The organism is Streptomyces sp. NPDC002577 (assembly GCF_053594815.1).
In genome coordinates this window covers 62,522-76,840 of record NZ_JBSFWK010000001.1, presented here as the reverse complement: position 1 = coordinate 76,840, position 14,319 = coordinate 62,522, and the positions used below count along the sequence as shown (strand labels likewise).

Genomic DNA, 14,319 nt, shown 5'->3' with positions numbered 1-14,319 from the left:
GCGGAAGTTACATACACGCTGCGTGATGACCCCGTGCAAGGTGCGCCCGTTTTAACCCAATTACCCCTCGTGAAACGTGATCTGCCTCACCCGTTGCATGGGTTGGCGCGCGGTTCTCCTAGGGTGTCCCGCAGTGACTTCTTTGGACTCGCCCCAGCAACTCAACGTTTGGCGCGCACTGCTTGCGCTCGCCGTCGTTTTCGTCATGCTGGCCACGACCGGCTGGACGGCCGTTCGCCACCACCGGGACACCTCCTCGCCGCTCGAGACCGCCCGGTCGGCCTGGGCCCACGGCCATCTGGACGGGCACCGGCTGCCCGGCCTCGACTCCTCGCCCCAGCGGATCGCCCGCTTCTTCGCCTCGCTCAGCGCGCACCAGCGCACCGCTCTCGCCCACCGCTACCCGCTCGCGGTGGGCAACATGAACGGCGCCCCGGTGAAGCTGCGCTATCGCGCGAACCGTATCGCCCTCGACCAGGCACGCAAGGTCGAGCGCAAGCGCACGCACGACAGGAGGCTCTCCGCCGCCGGTCATCACGACGCGGGCCTGCGGATGCACCGGCTGGAGCTGCTGATGCGGCCGGGGCGCAAGATCCTCGCCTTCGACCCCCTGGGTGGCGGACGCGTCGCCGAGGTCATCGGGAATCTCGACAAGGCCGAGCGCGTGTCGGTGGTCGTGCCCGGTGTGGACACCAATCTGCTGACCTTCCAGCGGAGCGGCGACCGCACGTACTCGGCCCCTGTGGGCATGGCACGGGCCCTCTACCGCGCGGAGCGCTCGGCGCGCCACGGAAGCCCTACGGCCGTGATCGCCTGGGCCGACTACACCGCGCCCGCCGGGCTCGGCATGGAGGCGGCCACGGCCATGCGGGCGGAGAACGGGGCGGTGCGCCTGAACGCGCTGGTGCGGGCCCTGCCCGGCCGCTCCACCGTCGCCCTGTACTGCCACAGCTACGGCTCCGTGGTGTGCGGCGTCGCGGCCCGCGACCTGCCGGACCGGGTCACCGACATAGCCGTCGCGGGCAGTCCTGGCATGCGTGCGGACAATGCCTCCAAGCTCGGCACGCATGCCCGGGTGTGGGCCATGCGGGACGGCGACGACTGGATCCAGGACGTGCCGTACATGGAGGTCGGCGGGCTCGGCCATGGCGCCGATCCGGTCTCCGCGGCCTTCGGCGCACGAGTCCTGTCGGCGCGGGGCGCGACGGGCCACGCGGGGTACTTCGAGCCGGGCACGCAGAGCCTCGCCAACTTCGCCGACATCGGCATCGGTGCGTACGGAGCGGTGCGGTGCGCAAGCAAGGATGACGCGTGCCGGAGCGGTCTGTCCGCGAGGACGACGACCTGACGCGCGTAGAAATCGAAGAAACAACGGCACGTCGCGGGAGGGACGGAGGCGGGCGTGCCGCATACGATGAGCCGCATGGGTGACGTACTGGCCGGATTTCATGCCGCCTGGGAGTTCGACTCGGACTCCGTGCTCATCCGCTTCGAACGGGGGATCAGGGCGCCCAAGCTCTTCCAGGCGCTCGGTGAGCGCCGCATCCCCCACGAGGCGATCGCGGCGGTGACACTGACTCCCGGGAAGCGCGGGACCGTCGTACTGCACGCCGTGCCCAGACCCGGCGCCGACCCGCTCATGGACGCGGCCGCGGGCCAGCTCAAGGAGAGCAGCGACCCGTACCGGCTGGTGCTGCCGGCCGAGCGCGAGACGCTCGCCGAGTACTACGCGGACGAGCTGCGGGCCGTGCTCGCACCCGACGACTCCCGCGACGACGCGGCACCCCCGGGGCGCCCTCTCGTGGCCCCGCCCGAGCCGCCGCTGCACTTCAAGGCGTACGACGGGAAGGCGTCCTTCGACGGCGATTCGGTGGCCTTCCGGTGGTTCTGGACGGGCGCTTCGTCGGCGAAGTGGAAGGCCGGCGACCAGAGTTTCCGGGTGACGGATCTCAGCGGGGTCGAGTGGCGCTCCCCCGAGGTCTTCGAGGGGCATCTTCGGCTGCTGCACCGCGAGGTGTCCGTCACACGGCCGGCGCAGGCGGACCAGGATCCGGCGTCGGTCGTCTTCGGGCTCGGCTACGGCCCTGTGCACGAGTCGCTGCCCTTCGCCGCGTCGGTACTGGCGGCGGTGCGGGCCTCCGGGCCGGCGGCGGTCACGGGGGCAGGGGCCGCGGCCGCCGCTGCGGCCGGGTCCCTGCCGGGTGCCGGGGCACGAGCTGCGCGCCCCGACCCGGCCGACATCGCGGACCGCATCCGCCACCTCGGCGAACTGCACAAGGCGGGCCTGGTGACGGACACGGAGTTCACCGCGAAGAAGGCCGAGCTGCTCGCGGAGTTGTGACCCGGCCCCGCCGCTCGGGGCGCGCGTTCGCCGCTCTGCAGCCCGGCGCTACTCCCGTCCCGCCGAGGTGAACGACATGTCGGGGTAGCGGTCGCCCGCGACCTTGCCCGCGATGGGCTCCAGAAGGGCGAGGTCGTCGTCCGTGAGGGTGATGCGCGTGGCGGCGACGTTCTCCTCGATGCGGGTGCGCTTGCGGGTGCCGGGGATCGGGACGACGGACAGCCCGTGGATCCCGGCCCGCTGCTGCACCCACGCCAGCGCGACCTGGCCGAGAGAGGCACCGTGCGCGTCGGCGACGGCCCGCACCGGCTCCAGCAGAGCCGCGTTCGCCGCCGCGTTGTCACCGGTGAACCGCGGCTGCTGGCGGCGGAAGTCGTCGGCGCTGAGGTCCTTCTCGGCGCTGACGAACGAGCCGGTGAGGAAGCCGCGGCCGAGCGGCGAGTACGGCACGAGGGCCACGCCGAGGTCGGCGACGGCCGGAACGACGCCGTCCTCGATGTCCCGGCTGAACAGCGACCACTCCGACTGGACGGCAGCGATCGGGTGCACGGCCTGGGCCGCGCGCAGCTCAGAGGCGGTGACCTCGCTGAGGCCGAGGTGCTTCACCTTGCCGGCGGCGACGAGTTCGGCCATCACGCCGACCGTCTCCTCGATCGGCACCTCCGGGTCGCGGCGGTGCATGTAGTAGAGGTCGATGACGTCGATGTCCAGGCGCCGGAGGCTGGCGTCGACGGCCTCGCGAATGTAGGCCGGGTCGTTGCGGATGATCCGCCTCGTCGGGTCGTCCGGCGGGATGGACAGGGCGAACTTCGTCGCGATGACGATCTCGTCGCGGTGCGCTTTGACGAAGGGAGAGAGGAACTTCTCGTTCTCGCCGTTGCCGTAGGCGTCGGCGGTGTCGTACAGCGTGACCCCGAGCTCGAGCGCGCGCTCGAGGGTGGCCCGGGCCTCGCCCGCGTCCGTCGGGCCGTAGGCGAAGCTCATCCCCATGCAACCGAGGCCCTGCACACCCACCTCGGGTCCACCGGTTCCGAGCTGCGTCGTCGGCATACCACTCATCAGGCTCAAGCCCTCTCCGGCGCCGGCCGGGCGCCCCCGTAGAACTGGATCTTGTGGTCGAGCACGGCCAGGGTGTCCTGAAGCTCGGCGATGCGCGCCAGAACGTCCCGGCGCGTCGACTCAAGGAGCTCCTGCCGCTCGTGGAAGGTGTGGTCGCCCTCGCGCACCAGCTCGGCGTAGCGCACCATGTCCGCGACCGGCATCCCGGTCAGCCGGAGCTTGCCGACGAAGGCGAGCCAGTCCAGGTCGCGGTTGCTGTAGCGGCGCTGTCCGGTGTGCGAGCGGTCGATATGGGGCATCAGCCCGATCCGCTCGTACCAGCGCAGGGTGTGCGCGGTCAGGCCGGTGAAGGCGACGACCTCGCTGATCGTGTAGCGGTCCTGGCCGTCCGGGCGCGGATGCGCTCGGGGTGCCGAGACGCAGACGTCGGTCTTGGTCCCGGCCCCGGCTGGTGCTGGGGTTGCCGTCCTGGTTCTGGTCGTGGTCCGTACGGGTGTGGCTGTGGTTTCCATCACCGTCATGCCCTCAACGCTATGGCCTTGGAGTGGACTCCAAGCAAGCGGGAACCGGTCAAGCCGCGGGAAAAATCGGAGACGGCCCGGTGACTCGATGGCTACGGTGCCGATCATGACTCTTGTACGCCGTGCGAGGCCCGACGACGCAGAGGAAATCCTGAGGCTGCGCCAGATCATGATCGACTCGGCCTTCGCCCAGGGCGAGCCGACCGACTGGCACGCGGCATCGATCACCACGGTACGCGGTCGGCTGGCAGACGCGGACGGGGACTTCGCGGCCTTCGTCGTCGACCATCCGGACCGGCCGGGGGCGCTGGCGGCGATGGTGGCCGGGACGATGGAGTACCGGATCGGCCGCGCGGGCAACCCGCACGGCGCGGTGGGCTACGTCTTCAGCGTCGCGACGGACCCGGACCAGCGGCGCCGCGGCCACTCCCGCGCCTGCATGGAGGCGCTGCTCGACTGGTTCCGCGAGCGCGGCGCGGCCAGCGTGGACCTCAACGCCTCCGCGGAGGCCGAGCCGCTGTACGCCTCGCTCGGTTTCGTACGCAAGCCCGACCCCTCCATGCGGCTGACCTTGTAAGGCGCTTACGCTCGTACGCATGCAGAGCCTGGCGTCGATCGAGAACTGGCCGGTCCCGACCGCGGCCGCAGCCGTCGTCCGCGCGGACGGAGCGCTCCTGGGGGCGCACGGCCCCACGGCCCACCGCTTCCCGCTCGCCTCGGTCACCAAGCCGCTCGCGGCGTACGCGGCGCTGGTCGCGTACGAGGAGGGGGCGATCGAGCTCGACGAGCCGGCGGGGCCCGAGGGCTCGACGGTCCGGCATCTGCTGGCCCACACGTCCGGTCTCGCCTTCGACGAGCACCGGGTGACGGCCGCGCCGGGGACGCGCCGTCTGTACTCGAACGCGGGTTTCGAGGCGCTCGGCGACCACGTCGCGAAGGCGACGGACATTCCCTTCGCGGACTACGCCCGGCAGGCGGTCCTGGAGCCCCTCGGCATGACCTCCACGACGCTCGACGGCTCCCCAGCCAAGGACGGCGTCTCGACGGTCGACGACCTGGTCCGCTTCGCGGCGGAGGTGCAGGCGCCGCGGCTGCTGGACCCGCGGACGGTCGCGGAAGCGATGACGGTGCAGTACCCCGGGACGAAGGGCGTACTGCCCGGCTACGGGCACCAGAACCCGAACGACTGGGGGCTCGGGTTCGAGATCCGGGACTCCAAGTCGCCGCACTGGACGGGAAGTTCGTCCTCGCCGCGGACGTTCGGGCACTTCGGGCAGTCGGGGACGTTTCTGTGGGTGGACCCGGTTGCGGGGGTCGCTTGCGTGGCGCTTACGGACCGGGCGTTCGGGCCGTGGGCCGTTGAGGTTTGGCCCGCTTTCACGGATGCGGTGCTGGCCGAGCTCTGAGCCTCGGCGATCAGACTCTTCCGCCCCTGTAGGCATGGTCACCCCCGCTCCCGGCGAAGGACCCGTGCGGCCGGTATCCGTCTCGCTCCACGAAGGCACCATCGCAGCCCTGAAGGCGCGCACCGGCAAGCGAGGTATGTCCGCCTACGTCGAAACCCTCATCCAACGCCAACTGGAGCGGGAGCGGCTGCGTGAGCTGATCGAAGACGCGGAAGCCGAGCACGGCCCGGTCGACGAGGCCGCTGTCGAGGCCAAGAGAGCGATCCTGCGCGGCGAGAGGGCGAATCCGGCGGACGCCTCGTGAGCGGCACGCTCGTCCTGGACTGCGAGGGGTTGTCCAAGCTCGTACGCCGCTCGCCCGAGCTCACCGAGTGGCTGGCCGCAGCCGAGGCCGAAGACATTCGGGTGGTCACCAGCTCCGTCACGCTCGTCGAAGCACGCGACCCCAGAATCAACCAGGCCCGTTTCGACTACGCCGTGTCGCGCGTGAACATCATCCCGCCCACCGAGGCCATCGCCCGCCACGCGAGCAAGCTCCTTGCCTCGGCCGGGCTGCACGGCCACACATACGCGCTTGACGCCATCGTGACCGCCACCGCATGTGCGTCACCCGCTCCGGTGACCGTCCTGACCTCGGACCCTGAAGACCTCCTGATCCTTTGCGGCTCCGGTGTCCGCGTGATCAAGATCTGACCGGTGCCGGCCGAACTGCGCCGCTGACCGCTGCCCCGCAACGGCCTCGCAGCGCCCCCTTCACCGCACCCGGCAGGCCGGAGCAGCCCCCGGCCCATCATCGCCGAGGACGAGGACAATTCCGCGCTGAGAGTTCCTGGAGACCTACTTCCCCTTCCCCAGTCGCTACGAGCGTTCCGTCACAAGGGACGGGGCTGCCGCCTGATCCCGCACCGCGCACGGCTCCGGGTCAGGGCGGCCATCAGACTCCGTCGAGCAGGGACGCGAGGCCCTGGTCGAGGGCCGAGCCCAGGTTCTCGGCGCCGGGCTCGACGACGGCGTACGAGCGCAGCAGGAAGCGGTGGAGGGCGCGTGTGCTGAACCGCATCACGGCCAGGCCCTGCGGCACGCGGAACTCCACGACCGTGCGAAACCGTCCGCACGGCCAGATGTGCACGTCACCAACACCCGCGGGGGCGCCCAGCCCCTCCTCCAGGAGCGCACGAGCGAAGGTCCAGGTCACCCTCCGGCCGTCGAGCGAGACATCTGTCGGGAACTCGATCTGCACGGCGAGGGGGTCGGCGGAGTTGTAGCGCAGGGTCACAGATACCGGGACCACCTGGTCGTCAGGGGTGATCAGACCGGCGCGGGCTGGCTGCTCCAGGGTGTTGTGCATGATCGGTCTCCGAATCGAGTGCGGGGTCGGCCAGTTGTGCCGATGTGCTTCCTCGACTTCGCGGAGAGCCTGCGCATTACGCCACCACCACAGCCATTAACTGTGATCTGTATCACCTTCGGTGATTGTCCAGAAATTTGCCATCTAGGCTTCCAAATCCTCGCCCATCAGCAGGGAACTGGAGCGTTCCTGGCATGCCCGACGGTCCCGCCACCGTGCCCACGCCGGCGTCCGCGTCCGCGTCCGCCACCGCCGCGTACACCCGCGTCTACGAGGAGGAGCAGCCACGCCTCGTCGCGTACGCGCGCTCCCTCACCGGTAGCCCCTGGGCCGCCGAAGACCTCGTCGCCGAGGCGCACTTCCGCGTATGGCGGCGGCTGTCCGGCGGCCACGAGATCGACAACGTGCCGGCGTATCTGATGACGACGGTGCGGCATCTCGCGACCACCGCGGGCAGTGCCGCACGCGAGACTCCGCAGGATCCGTGGGCCGCCGAGCGGGTCGAGGCGGTCGTCCACGGGGACGACCCCGCCGAACAGGTGTCCTCCGTCGATCTGCTGGTGCGCGTACTGGGACAGCTGCCGGAGCGCTGGGTGAAGGCGCTGTGGCTGGCCGAGGCGGAGGACCAGCCGCTGGAGGCGATCGGGCCGCGCATCGGCACCAAGCAGGGCGCGACGGCGGTCCTGCTGCACCGGGCCCGTGAGGGCATGCGCCAGGCCTTTCTGCGTTCGCATCCCGGCGCTCCGAACGACCCGTCCTGCGAGGCCTATTGGGTGCGCATGCCCGCGTATGTGCGCGGTGCCGCGACGCCACGGCAGTCCGGGCAACTGCTCGGTCACACGGACGGGTGCGACGACTGCCGTCATCGGCTCGCCGAGCTGATGCGCGCCAATGACCGGCTGCCTGCGCTCGTCGGTCCGGCGCTGCTCGTCTTCGTCCTGGGTGGCGCCGGCAAGTTCCTGCTGCCGCTCGCCACGGGGTCCGTGGGCGCAGTGGTCCCGTCGGGCGGGCACGGTGGTGGGCTGCTGAGCTCGGGACGTCATGCCGTCGGCAGCGGTGCGAAGGTGAAGGCAGCGGTCGCGGTCGGCGTGGCCGTGGCGGGCGCAGCCGTCGTGGCCGGTATCGCGCTCGGCTCCGTCGACTCCTCCCCGGTTCCGCTGGAGAGGGTGCCGCTGGCAGAGGCGCCGGTGGTGCAGCCGTCGCAGGACGCCTCCGCGGAGCAGCACGAGGAACGTGGCGCGCCCGTCGGGGCGGCTGAGACCCCGGAGAGCGAGCAGGTATGGACGGACGATGGGACCGTGCCTGCGGCGGGCGTCGTCCGCGGGACCGACACCACCGTGGTCCAGGCGAAGGACGCGGATGAGCCCACGTCGGCCCCGGGCGAGTCGGCGACGAAGGGTCCGGGGGACGATTCGCCGTCGCCGGGCGAGGCCGCGCCGGGGAGCACAGGCTCGGCCTCTGCCCCGGCCGAACCGGTAGAAGAGGAGCCGGAGCCGGGAGCACCCTCGCACGAGCCCGAGCCCCCTGCATCCGAGGCTCCGGGAACGGATGCCCCGGGGACGGCGGCCCCGGAAGACGACGCCCCCGAAACCGAGACCCCGGACACTGAGGCCCCGGAGACCGAAGCCCCAAAAACGGGCTCCCCTGAAGCCGAGACCCCAGACACCGAAGCGCCCAAAACCGAGACCCCGGGAGCAGAGGCCCCAGGGACGCAGGCCCCGGAAGACAGACCCCCCGCCACTCAGACACCACACACAGAGGCCCCCGAGACCCCGAACCCCGGCGAGGGCTGCGGCGGCTGACCCGCGCTTCGTGCGAGGTGAGGGCCACAAACGCGCCGTGCCGGTCGCGCCCGCCGACCGTCGGCGAGTAGACCGGCCGTCTCGGCGGAACGTCATGCCGCCCGTCCGGCATGCGAGCGGCGAGCTCCCCGCGCCGTCTCCCTACCCCCGGCTCACCGCGCCATCTCCCACACCAGCACCTCCGCCGGACCCCCCGCCCCCGCTTCCAGCTCCAGCCCCTTCGCCTCCGCGACCCGCACCGAGTCCCCCGCCCCCAACTCCACCCCGTCCAGCCGCACTTCCCCCCGCACCACATGCGCGTAGGCGAAGGGCGCGTCCGGCACCGCCGTCCGCTCCCCTGCCGCCAGCCGCCGCACGTGCAGCATCGCCCCCGCCTCCGGCACCGCGTACGGCGTCGCGTCAGCGATTCCGTGGACGACCTCGTATGCGGGGTCGCCGCCCGGTTCCGCGGGGGACAGCCACATCTGGATGAAGACCAGCGGGGCGGCGCCGTCGTTGCGCTCGACGTGGCGTACGCCACCGCCCGCGCTGAGGCGCTGGACGTCGCCCGGCCGTACGACGGACTCGTGGCCCTGCGAGTCGCGGTGGGTGAGCTCGCCCTCGACGACCCAGGTCACGATCTCGGTGTGGCTGTGCGGGTGCTCGGTGAAGCCCGCGCCGGGCGCGAGGCGCTCCTCGTTGCAGGCTATGACGGCGCCGAAGCGCAGATTGCCGGGGTCGTAGTGGGGCCCGAAGGAGAAGGCGTGCAGGGACTCGATCCCGGTGGCCGGGTCCCCTCCTCGGTAGCGCTCGCCCGCGCGCCGTACGTCCATCACGGATCCCACGGTAGACCCGCCTGGCCGCCCGTCCGTCCGGATGAGGCAGTCTTGTCCATGTGCCCGAACCAGAAACCGCGCTGCCAGCGCACTCCGCATCCGTCCCGCATCCGCATGCCGCGACCCTGAAGCGACTGGAGAAGTCCTCCGGCAGCCTCGCGGCGCAGGCCATCGCGAGGATGGACGAGACGCTGCCGTGGTACCGGGCGATGCCCCCGGAGAACCGGTCCTGGATCGGACTGGTGGCGCAGGCCGGTATCGCCGCGTTCACCGAGTGGTTCCGGCATCCGGACACTCCGCAGGCCATCTCCACGGATGTGTTCGGGACCGCGCCGCGCGAGCTGACCCGGGCGATCACCCTGCGGCAGACCGTCGAGATGGTGCGTACGACCATCGAGGTGATGGAGACCGCGATCGAGGAGGTCGCGGCGCCCGGCGACGAGTCCGTCCTCAGGGAGGCGCTGCTCGTCTACGCGCGGGAGATCGCCTTCGCCACCGCGCAGGTGTACGCGCAGGCGGCCGAGGCCCGCGGCGCCTGGGACGCCCGCCTGGAGTCGCTGGTGGTGAACGCGGTCCTCTCCGGCGAGGCCGACGAGGGTGCCGTCTCGCGGGCCGCCGCCCTCGGCTGGAACTCCCCCGAGCATGTGTGCGTCGTGCTGGGCACGGCGCCGGACGGTGACAGCGAGCTGACGGTCGAGGCGATCCGCCGGGCCGCCCGGCACGCGAAGCTGCAGGTCCTGACCGGGGTACTGGGCGACCGGCTGGTCGTCATCGCGGGCGGCGACGACAATCCGCTGCGCGTCGCGAAGGCGCTGATCGGGCCGTATGCCCCCGGGCCCGTGGTGGCCGGGCCCGTCGTGCCCGACCTGCTGGCGGCCACGAGGTCGGCGCAGGCCGCGGCGGCCGGGCTCAAGGCGTGCTCCGCCTGGCAGGACGCTCCGCGGCCGGTTCTCGCGGACGATCTGCTTCCGGAGCGTGCGATCGCGATGGACCCTTCCGCCCGCGAGCAGCTGGTGGAGGAGATCTACAGACCGTTGGAGGAAGCCGGTTCGGCGCTGCTGGAGACCCTGAGCGTCTACCTGGAGCAGGCGAGCTCCCTCGAAGGGGCGGCCCGGATGCTTTTCGTTCACCCGAACACCGTCCGCTACCGGCTCCGACGTGTGACTGACGTCACCGGCTGGTCACCCTCGGATGTACGCTCCGCGTTCACACTGCGCATCGCCCTGATTCTCGGGCGGCTGACCAACGGCGATCCTCAGCTGTAGCCATTTGTCGGGGGCCTACAATTCCCTCTGCGGTTCTTCGTCCCTGTCCCCACGGGCGGCTGCGGCCGTCCACAAGAGAGAGTGTGAGAGTGCTCGTACTCGTCGCTCCCGGCCAAGGCGCCCAGACGCCCGGCTTCCTGACCCCCTGGCTCGAACTTCCCGGCGCCGCCGACCGCATCGCCGCATGGTCGGACGCCATCGGGCTCGACCTCACCCACTACGGCACGCAGGCCGACGCGGACGCGATCCGCGACACGGCTGTGGCGCAGCCGCTGCTGGTCGCCGCCGGTCTGCTGTCGGCCGCCGCCCTGGGGGTCACGCCGGGCGCGGTCGCGGGTCACAGCGTCGGTGAGATCACGGCCGCCGCCTTCGCGGGCGTCCTGGACGACACCGCGGCTCTCCAGCTCGTACGCAAGCGGGGCCTGGCCATGGCCGAGGCCGCCGCCATCACGCAGACCGGTATGTCCGCCATGCTGGGCGGCGACCCCGAGACGGTGGTCCCGCACCTGGAGAAGCTGGGCCTCACCCCGGCGAACGTGAACGGCGCGGGCCAGATCGTGGCCGCCGGCACCCTCGAGCAACTCGCCGCGCTGGCCGAGGACAAGCCCGAGGGCGTGCGCCGCGTGGTGCCGCTGCAGGTCGCCGGTGCCTTCCACACGCGGCACATGGCGCCCGCGGTCGAGAAGCTCGCCGAGGCGGCGGAGGCCCTGCCGCCCGCCGACCCGGCTGTCACGTATGTCTCGAACAAGGACGGCCAGACGGTCGAGACCGGTGCCGAGGTCGTCTCACGCCTGGTCGGCCAGGTCGCCAATCCGGTCCGCTGGGACCTGTGCATGGAGACGTTCCAGAAGCTGGGTGTCACCGCGCTCCTCGAGGTGTGCCCGGGCGGGACGCTGACCGGCCTCGCCAAGCGCGCGCTGCCCGGCGTTCAGACGCTGGCGCTGAAGACCCCCGACGACCTGGACGCTGCCCGCGAGCTCATCGCCGAGCACGGCGCGCAGACGGCCTGAGAAGGAGCCCCGGAGCATGTCGAAGATCAAGCCCAGCAAGGGTGCCCCGTATGCGCGCATCCTCGGTGTCGGCGGTTACCGTCCGACCCGGGTGGTGCCCAACGAGGTGATCCTCGAGACGATCGACTCGTCCGACGAGTGGATCCGCTCGCGCTCGGGCATCACGACCCGCCACTGGGCCTCCCCCGAGGAGACCGTCGCGGCCATGTCGATCGAGGCCTCCGGCAAGGCGATCGCCGACGCCGGGATCACGGCCGAGCAGATCGGCGCCGTGGTCGTCTCCACCGTCTCGCACTTCGCCCAGACCCCGGCCGTCGCCACCGAGATCGCCGACAGGATCGGCACGAACAAGGCGGCCGCGTTCGACATCTCGGCCGGCTGCGCGGGCTTCGGTTACGGCCTGACGCTCGCCAAGGGTCTGGTCGTCGAGGGCTCGGCAGAGTACGTACTTGTCATCGGCGTCGAGCGGCTCAGCGACCTGACCGACCTGGAGGACCGCGCGACGGCCTTCCTGTTCGGCGACGGCGCGGGCGCGGTCGTCGTGGGACCCTCCCAGGAGCCCAACATCGGCCCCACGGTGTGGGGTTCGGAGGGCGACAAGTCCGAGACGATCAAGCAGACCATCCCGTGGGACCGTTTCCGCGTCGGCGATGTGGCGAACCTGCCGCTCGACGACAAGGGCGAGATCAAGTTCCCGGCGATCACACAGCAGGGCCAGGCGGTGTTCCGCTGGGCCGTGTTCGAGATGGCGAAGGTCGCCCAGCAGGCGCTGGACGCGGCCGGAATCACCCCGGACGACCTGGACGTCTTCATTCCGCACCAGGCCAACATGCGGATCATCGACTCGATGGTGAAGACTCTCAAGCTGCCGGAGCACGTCGCGGTCGCCCGTGACGTGGCGACCACCGGCAACACCTCGGCCGCCTCGATTCCGCTCGCGATGGAGCGGATGCTGGCGACCGGCGAGGCGAAGAGCGGCGACACCGCGCTCGTCATCGGCTTCGGGGCGGGTCTCGCATACGCCGCCACGGTCGTTACCCTCCCCTAGGCACCGTCCGCATTTTCCGGGCGGAAACCGCCACACCCTCTGAATACAGCGAAGGAGCGCCACCATGGCCGCCACTCAGGAAGAGATCGTCGCCGGTCTCGCCGAGATCGTGAACGAGATCGCCGGGATCCCCACCGAGGACGTCCAGCTGGACAAGTCCTTCACCGATGACCTGGACGTCGACTCGCTGTCGATGGTCGAGGTCGTCGTCGCCGCCGAAGAGCGCTTCGACGTCAAGATCCCGGACGACGACGTCAAGAACCTCAAGACCGTCGGCGACGCCGTCGACTACATCCTCAAGCACCAGGCCTGATCGTCCGATCAAGGGCCTGAGCCCACCAAGGGCATCGTGCCCGCCGCTCCGCCACCCGGCGGTGGCGCCGCTTAACCTTCGTATCCGTTGGAGAAAGAATTCCTGTGAGCTCGACCAATCGCACCGTGGTCGTCACCGGTATCGGCGCAACCACACCGCTGGGTGGCGACGCAGCGTCCACCTGGGAGGCACTGGTCGCCGGCCGTTCCGGCGTCAGCCTCCTCGAGCAGGAGTGGGCCGCCGACCTGCCGGTCCGTATCGCCGCGCAGATCGCCGTCGACCCGGGTGAGATCATCCCGCGGCCGCAGGCCCGCAAGCTGGACCGCTCGGCGCAGTTCGCGCTGATCGCGGCTCAGGAGGCATGGAAGGACGCGGGCTTCACCGGCAAGGCCGGCGAGGACTCGTCCGTCAACCCCGACCGTCTGGGTGCGGTCATCGCCTCCGGCATCGGTGGCGTGACGACCCTCCTCGACCAGTACGACGTGCTGCGGGAGAAGGGTGTGCGCCGTGTCTCGCCGCACACCGTCCCCATGCTGATGCCCAACTCCCCGGCCGCCAACGTCGGCCTGGAGGTGGGTGCCCGCGCCGGTGTCCACACACCGGTGAGCGCCTGTGCGTCCGGCGCGGAGGCCATCGGCTACGCGATCGAGATGATCCGCACCGGCCGTGCGGACGTCGTCGTCGCGGGCGGCACGGAGGCGGCGATCCACCCGCTGCCGATCGTCGCGTTCGGCAACATGATGGCGATGTCCAAGAACAACGACGACCCGCAGGGTGCCTCGCGCCCCTACGACGCGGGCCGTGACGGCTTCGTCCTCGGCGAGGGCGCCGGCGTGGTCATCCTCGAGTCGGAGGAGCACGCCAAGGCCCGTGGCGCGAAGATCTACGCCGAGGCGATCGGCCAGGGCATCTCGGCCGACGGCCACCACATCACGCAGCCCGAGCCCTCCGGCAACGGCATCGCGCACGCGCTGCAGAACCTGCTCGACGGATCCGACCTCAAGCCCGCCGAGATCGTGCACATCAACGCGCACGCCACGTCGACGCCGCAGGGCGATGTCGCCGAGATCAAGGCGCTGCGCAAGGTGTTCGGCGACGACGTCGACCACATGGCGATCTCCGGTACGAAGTCGATGACCGGTCACCTGCTGGGCGGCGCCGGCGGCGTGGAGACCGTGGCCACGGTCCTCGCGCTCCAGCACCGCATCGCCCCGCCGACCATCAACGTCGACAACCTCGACCCCGAGGTCAACGCCGACGTGGTCCGCGGCGAGGCCCGCGCCCTGCCCGAGGGCCGGATCGCGGCCCTGAACGACTCGTTCGGCTTCGGCGGCCACAACGTGGTGCTGGCCTTCCGCACGGTCTGAGTACCGCAGACGTACAGGAGACGG

Annotated in this window: 16 protein-coding genes; 12 read left to right on the top strand and 4 right to left on the bottom strand. The window is 71.1% G+C overall.

The features are described 5' to 3' along the window. Window positions 1–133: 133 nt before the first annotated feature. Together ACWD4J_RS00350 and ACWD4J_RS00345 are read left to right on the top strand one after the other, a co-directional pair. A complete protein-coding gene (locus ACWD4J_RS00350) occupies window positions 134–1,348 on the top strand; it encodes an alpha/beta hydrolase (RefSeq protein WP_451393011.1) in 1,215 nt (404 codons plus the stop codon). Between the two features lie 75 nt (window positions 1,349–1,423). Beyond that, window positions 1,424–2,341 (top strand): DUF4429 domain-containing protein, encoded by a 918-nt coding sequence (locus ACWD4J_RS00345; RefSeq protein ID WP_451393010.1) that lies wholly within the window; start codon window positions 1,424–1,426, stop codon window positions 2,339–2,341. 48 nt (window positions 2,342–2,389) lie between these two features. On the opposite strand, the gene ACWD4J_RS00340 is transcribed toward ACWD4J_RS00345, so the two are convergent. Both ACWD4J_RS00340 and ACWD4J_RS00335 read right to left on the bottom strand, forming a co-directional pair. Then, window positions 2,390–3,400 (bottom strand): aldo/keto reductase, encoded by a 1,011-nt coding sequence (locus ACWD4J_RS00340; protein WP_451393582.1) that lies wholly within the window; start codon window positions 3,398–3,400, stop codon window positions 2,390–2,392. A 5-nt stretch (window positions 3,401–3,405) separates the two neighbouring features. Beyond that, entirely contained in the window at window positions 3,406–3,921 is a 516-nt protein-coding gene (locus ACWD4J_RS00335) for a MerR family transcriptional regulator (protein ID WP_451393009.1), read from the bottom strand. A 106-nt stretch (window positions 3,922–4,027) separates the two neighbouring features. Here ACWD4J_RS00335 and ACWD4J_RS00330 point away from each other — a divergent pair, with 106 nt between their 5' ends. From ACWD4J_RS00330 to ACWD4J_RS00315, 4 genes are read left to right on the top strand one after another with little or no spacing between them, the layout of a single operon-like run. Continuing rightward, a complete protein-coding gene (locus ACWD4J_RS00330) occupies window positions 4,028–4,498 on the top strand; it encodes a GNAT family N-acetyltransferase (protein WP_451393008.1) in 471 nt (156 codons plus the stop codon). 19 nt (window positions 4,499–4,517) lie between these two features. Beyond that, complete coding sequence (locus ACWD4J_RS00325) at window positions 4,518–5,327, top strand: serine hydrolase domain-containing protein (RefSeq protein WP_451393007.1); 810 nt, start codon at window positions 4,518–4,520, stop codon at window positions 5,325–5,327. Between the two features lie 34 nt (window positions 5,328–5,361). Continuing rightward, a complete protein-coding gene (locus ACWD4J_RS00320) occupies window positions 5,362–5,631 on the top strand; it encodes a hypothetical protein (protein WP_451393006.1) in 270 nt (89 codons plus the stop codon). Beyond that, entirely contained in the window at window positions 5,628–6,020 is a 393-nt protein-coding gene (locus tag ACWD4J_RS00315; RefSeq protein WP_451393005.1) for a type II toxin-antitoxin system VapC family toxin, read from the top strand. Before ACWD4J_RS00320 ends, ACWD4J_RS00315 begins: the two co-directional genes overlap by 4 nt. 241 nt (window positions 6,021–6,261) lie before the next feature. Here ACWD4J_RS00315 and ACWD4J_RS00310 read toward each other — a convergent pair whose 3' ends face one another. Continuing rightward, window positions 6,262–6,675: an SsgA family sporulation/cell division regulator gene (locus ACWD4J_RS00310; protein ID WP_451393004.1), complete on the bottom strand. Its 414-nt coding sequence runs from the start codon at window positions 6,673–6,675 to the stop codon at window positions 6,262–6,264. 194 nt (window positions 6,676–6,869) lie between these two features. On the opposite strand from ACWD4J_RS00310, the gene ACWD4J_RS00305 reads away from it, so the two are divergent. Further along, entirely contained in the window at window positions 6,870–8,477 is a 1,608-nt protein-coding gene (locus ACWD4J_RS00305; protein WP_451393003.1) for a sigma-70 family RNA polymerase sigma factor, read from the top strand. Between the two features lie 152 nt (window positions 8,478–8,629). Here ACWD4J_RS00305 and ACWD4J_RS00300 read toward each other — a convergent pair whose 3' ends face one another. After that, complete coding sequence (locus ACWD4J_RS00300) at window positions 8,630–9,292, bottom strand: pirin family protein (protein ID WP_451393002.1); 663 nt, start codon at window positions 9,290–9,292, stop codon at window positions 8,630–8,632. A 59-nt stretch (window positions 9,293–9,351) separates the two neighbouring features. Here ACWD4J_RS00300 and ACWD4J_RS00295 point away from each other — a divergent pair, with 59 nt between their 5' ends. From ACWD4J_RS00295 to fabF, 5 genes are all read left to right on the top strand, one after another. Beyond that, on the top strand, window positions 9,352–10,557 hold the full coding sequence (locus ACWD4J_RS00295) for a PucR family transcriptional regulator (protein WP_451393001.1): 1,206 nt from the start codon (window positions 9,352–9,354) through the stop codon (window positions 10,555–10,557). A gap of 89 nt (window positions 10,558–10,646) precedes the next feature. Continuing rightward, the gene (locus tag ACWD4J_RS00290) at window positions 10,647–11,567 is read left to right on the top strand and encodes an ACP S-malonyltransferase (RefSeq protein WP_451393000.1); all 921 of its coding nucleotides are present in this window, start codon (window positions 10,647–10,649) and stop codon (window positions 11,565–11,567) included. A 16-nt stretch (window positions 11,568–11,583) separates the two neighbouring features. Then, window positions 11,584–12,615, top strand: a complete 1,032-nt coding sequence (locus ACWD4J_RS00285) for a beta-ketoacyl-ACP synthase 3 (RefSeq protein WP_451392999.1) — start codon at window positions 11,584–11,586, stop codon at window positions 12,613–12,615. 64 nt (window positions 12,616–12,679) lie between these two features. Beyond that, window positions 12,680–12,928: an acyl carrier protein gene (locus tag ACWD4J_RS00280; protein WP_351298160.1), complete on the top strand. Its 249-nt coding sequence runs from the start codon at window positions 12,680–12,682 to the stop codon at window positions 12,926–12,928. Between the two features lie 104 nt (window positions 12,929–13,032). Continuing rightward, complete coding sequence (gene fabF, locus ACWD4J_RS00275) at window positions 13,033–14,295, top strand: beta-ketoacyl-ACP synthase II (RefSeq protein WP_451392998.1); 1,263 nt, start codon at window positions 13,033–13,035, stop codon at window positions 14,293–14,295. Window positions 14,296–14,319 lie beyond the last annotated feature (24 nt).

Coding starts and splice junctions, on each gene's coding strand:
- ACWD4J_RS00345 (WP_451393010.1), top strand. CDS start 1,424: ATGGGTGACGTACTGGCCGGATTTCATGCCGCCTGGGAGTTCGACTCG.
- ACWD4J_RS00340 (WP_451393582.1), bottom strand. CDS start 3,400: ATGAGTGGTATGCCGACGACGCAGCTCGGAACCGGTGGACCCGAGGTG.
- ACWD4J_RS00335 (WP_451393009.1), bottom strand. CDS start 3,921: ATGACGGTGATGGAAACCACAGCCACACCCGTACGGACCACGACCAGA.
- ACWD4J_RS00330 (WP_451393008.1), top strand. CDS start 4,028: ATGACTCTTGTACGCCGTGCGAGGCCCGACGACGCAGAGGAAATCCTG.
- ACWD4J_RS00325 (WP_451393007.1), top strand. CDS start 4,518: ATGCAGAGCCTGGCGTCGATCGAGAACTGGCCGGTCCCGACCGCGGCC.
- ACWD4J_RS00320 (WP_451393006.1), top strand. CDS start 5,362: ATGGTCACCCCCGCTCCCGGCGAAGGACCCGTGCGGCCGGTATCCGTC.
- ACWD4J_RS00310 (WP_451393004.1), bottom strand. CDS start 6,675: ATGCACAACACCCTGGAGCAGCCAGCCCGCGCCGGTCTGATCACCCCT.
- ACWD4J_RS00305 (WP_451393003.1), top strand. CDS start 6,870: ATGCCCGACGGTCCCGCCACCGTGCCCACGCCGGCGTCCGCGTCCGCG.
- ACWD4J_RS00285 (WP_451392999.1), top strand. CDS start 11,584: ATGTCGAAGATCAAGCCCAGCAAGGGTGCCCCGTATGCGCGCATCCTC.
- ACWD4J_RS00280 (WP_351298160.1), top strand. CDS start 12,680: ATGGCCGCCACTCAGGAAGAGATCGTCGCCGGTCTCGCCGAGATCGTG.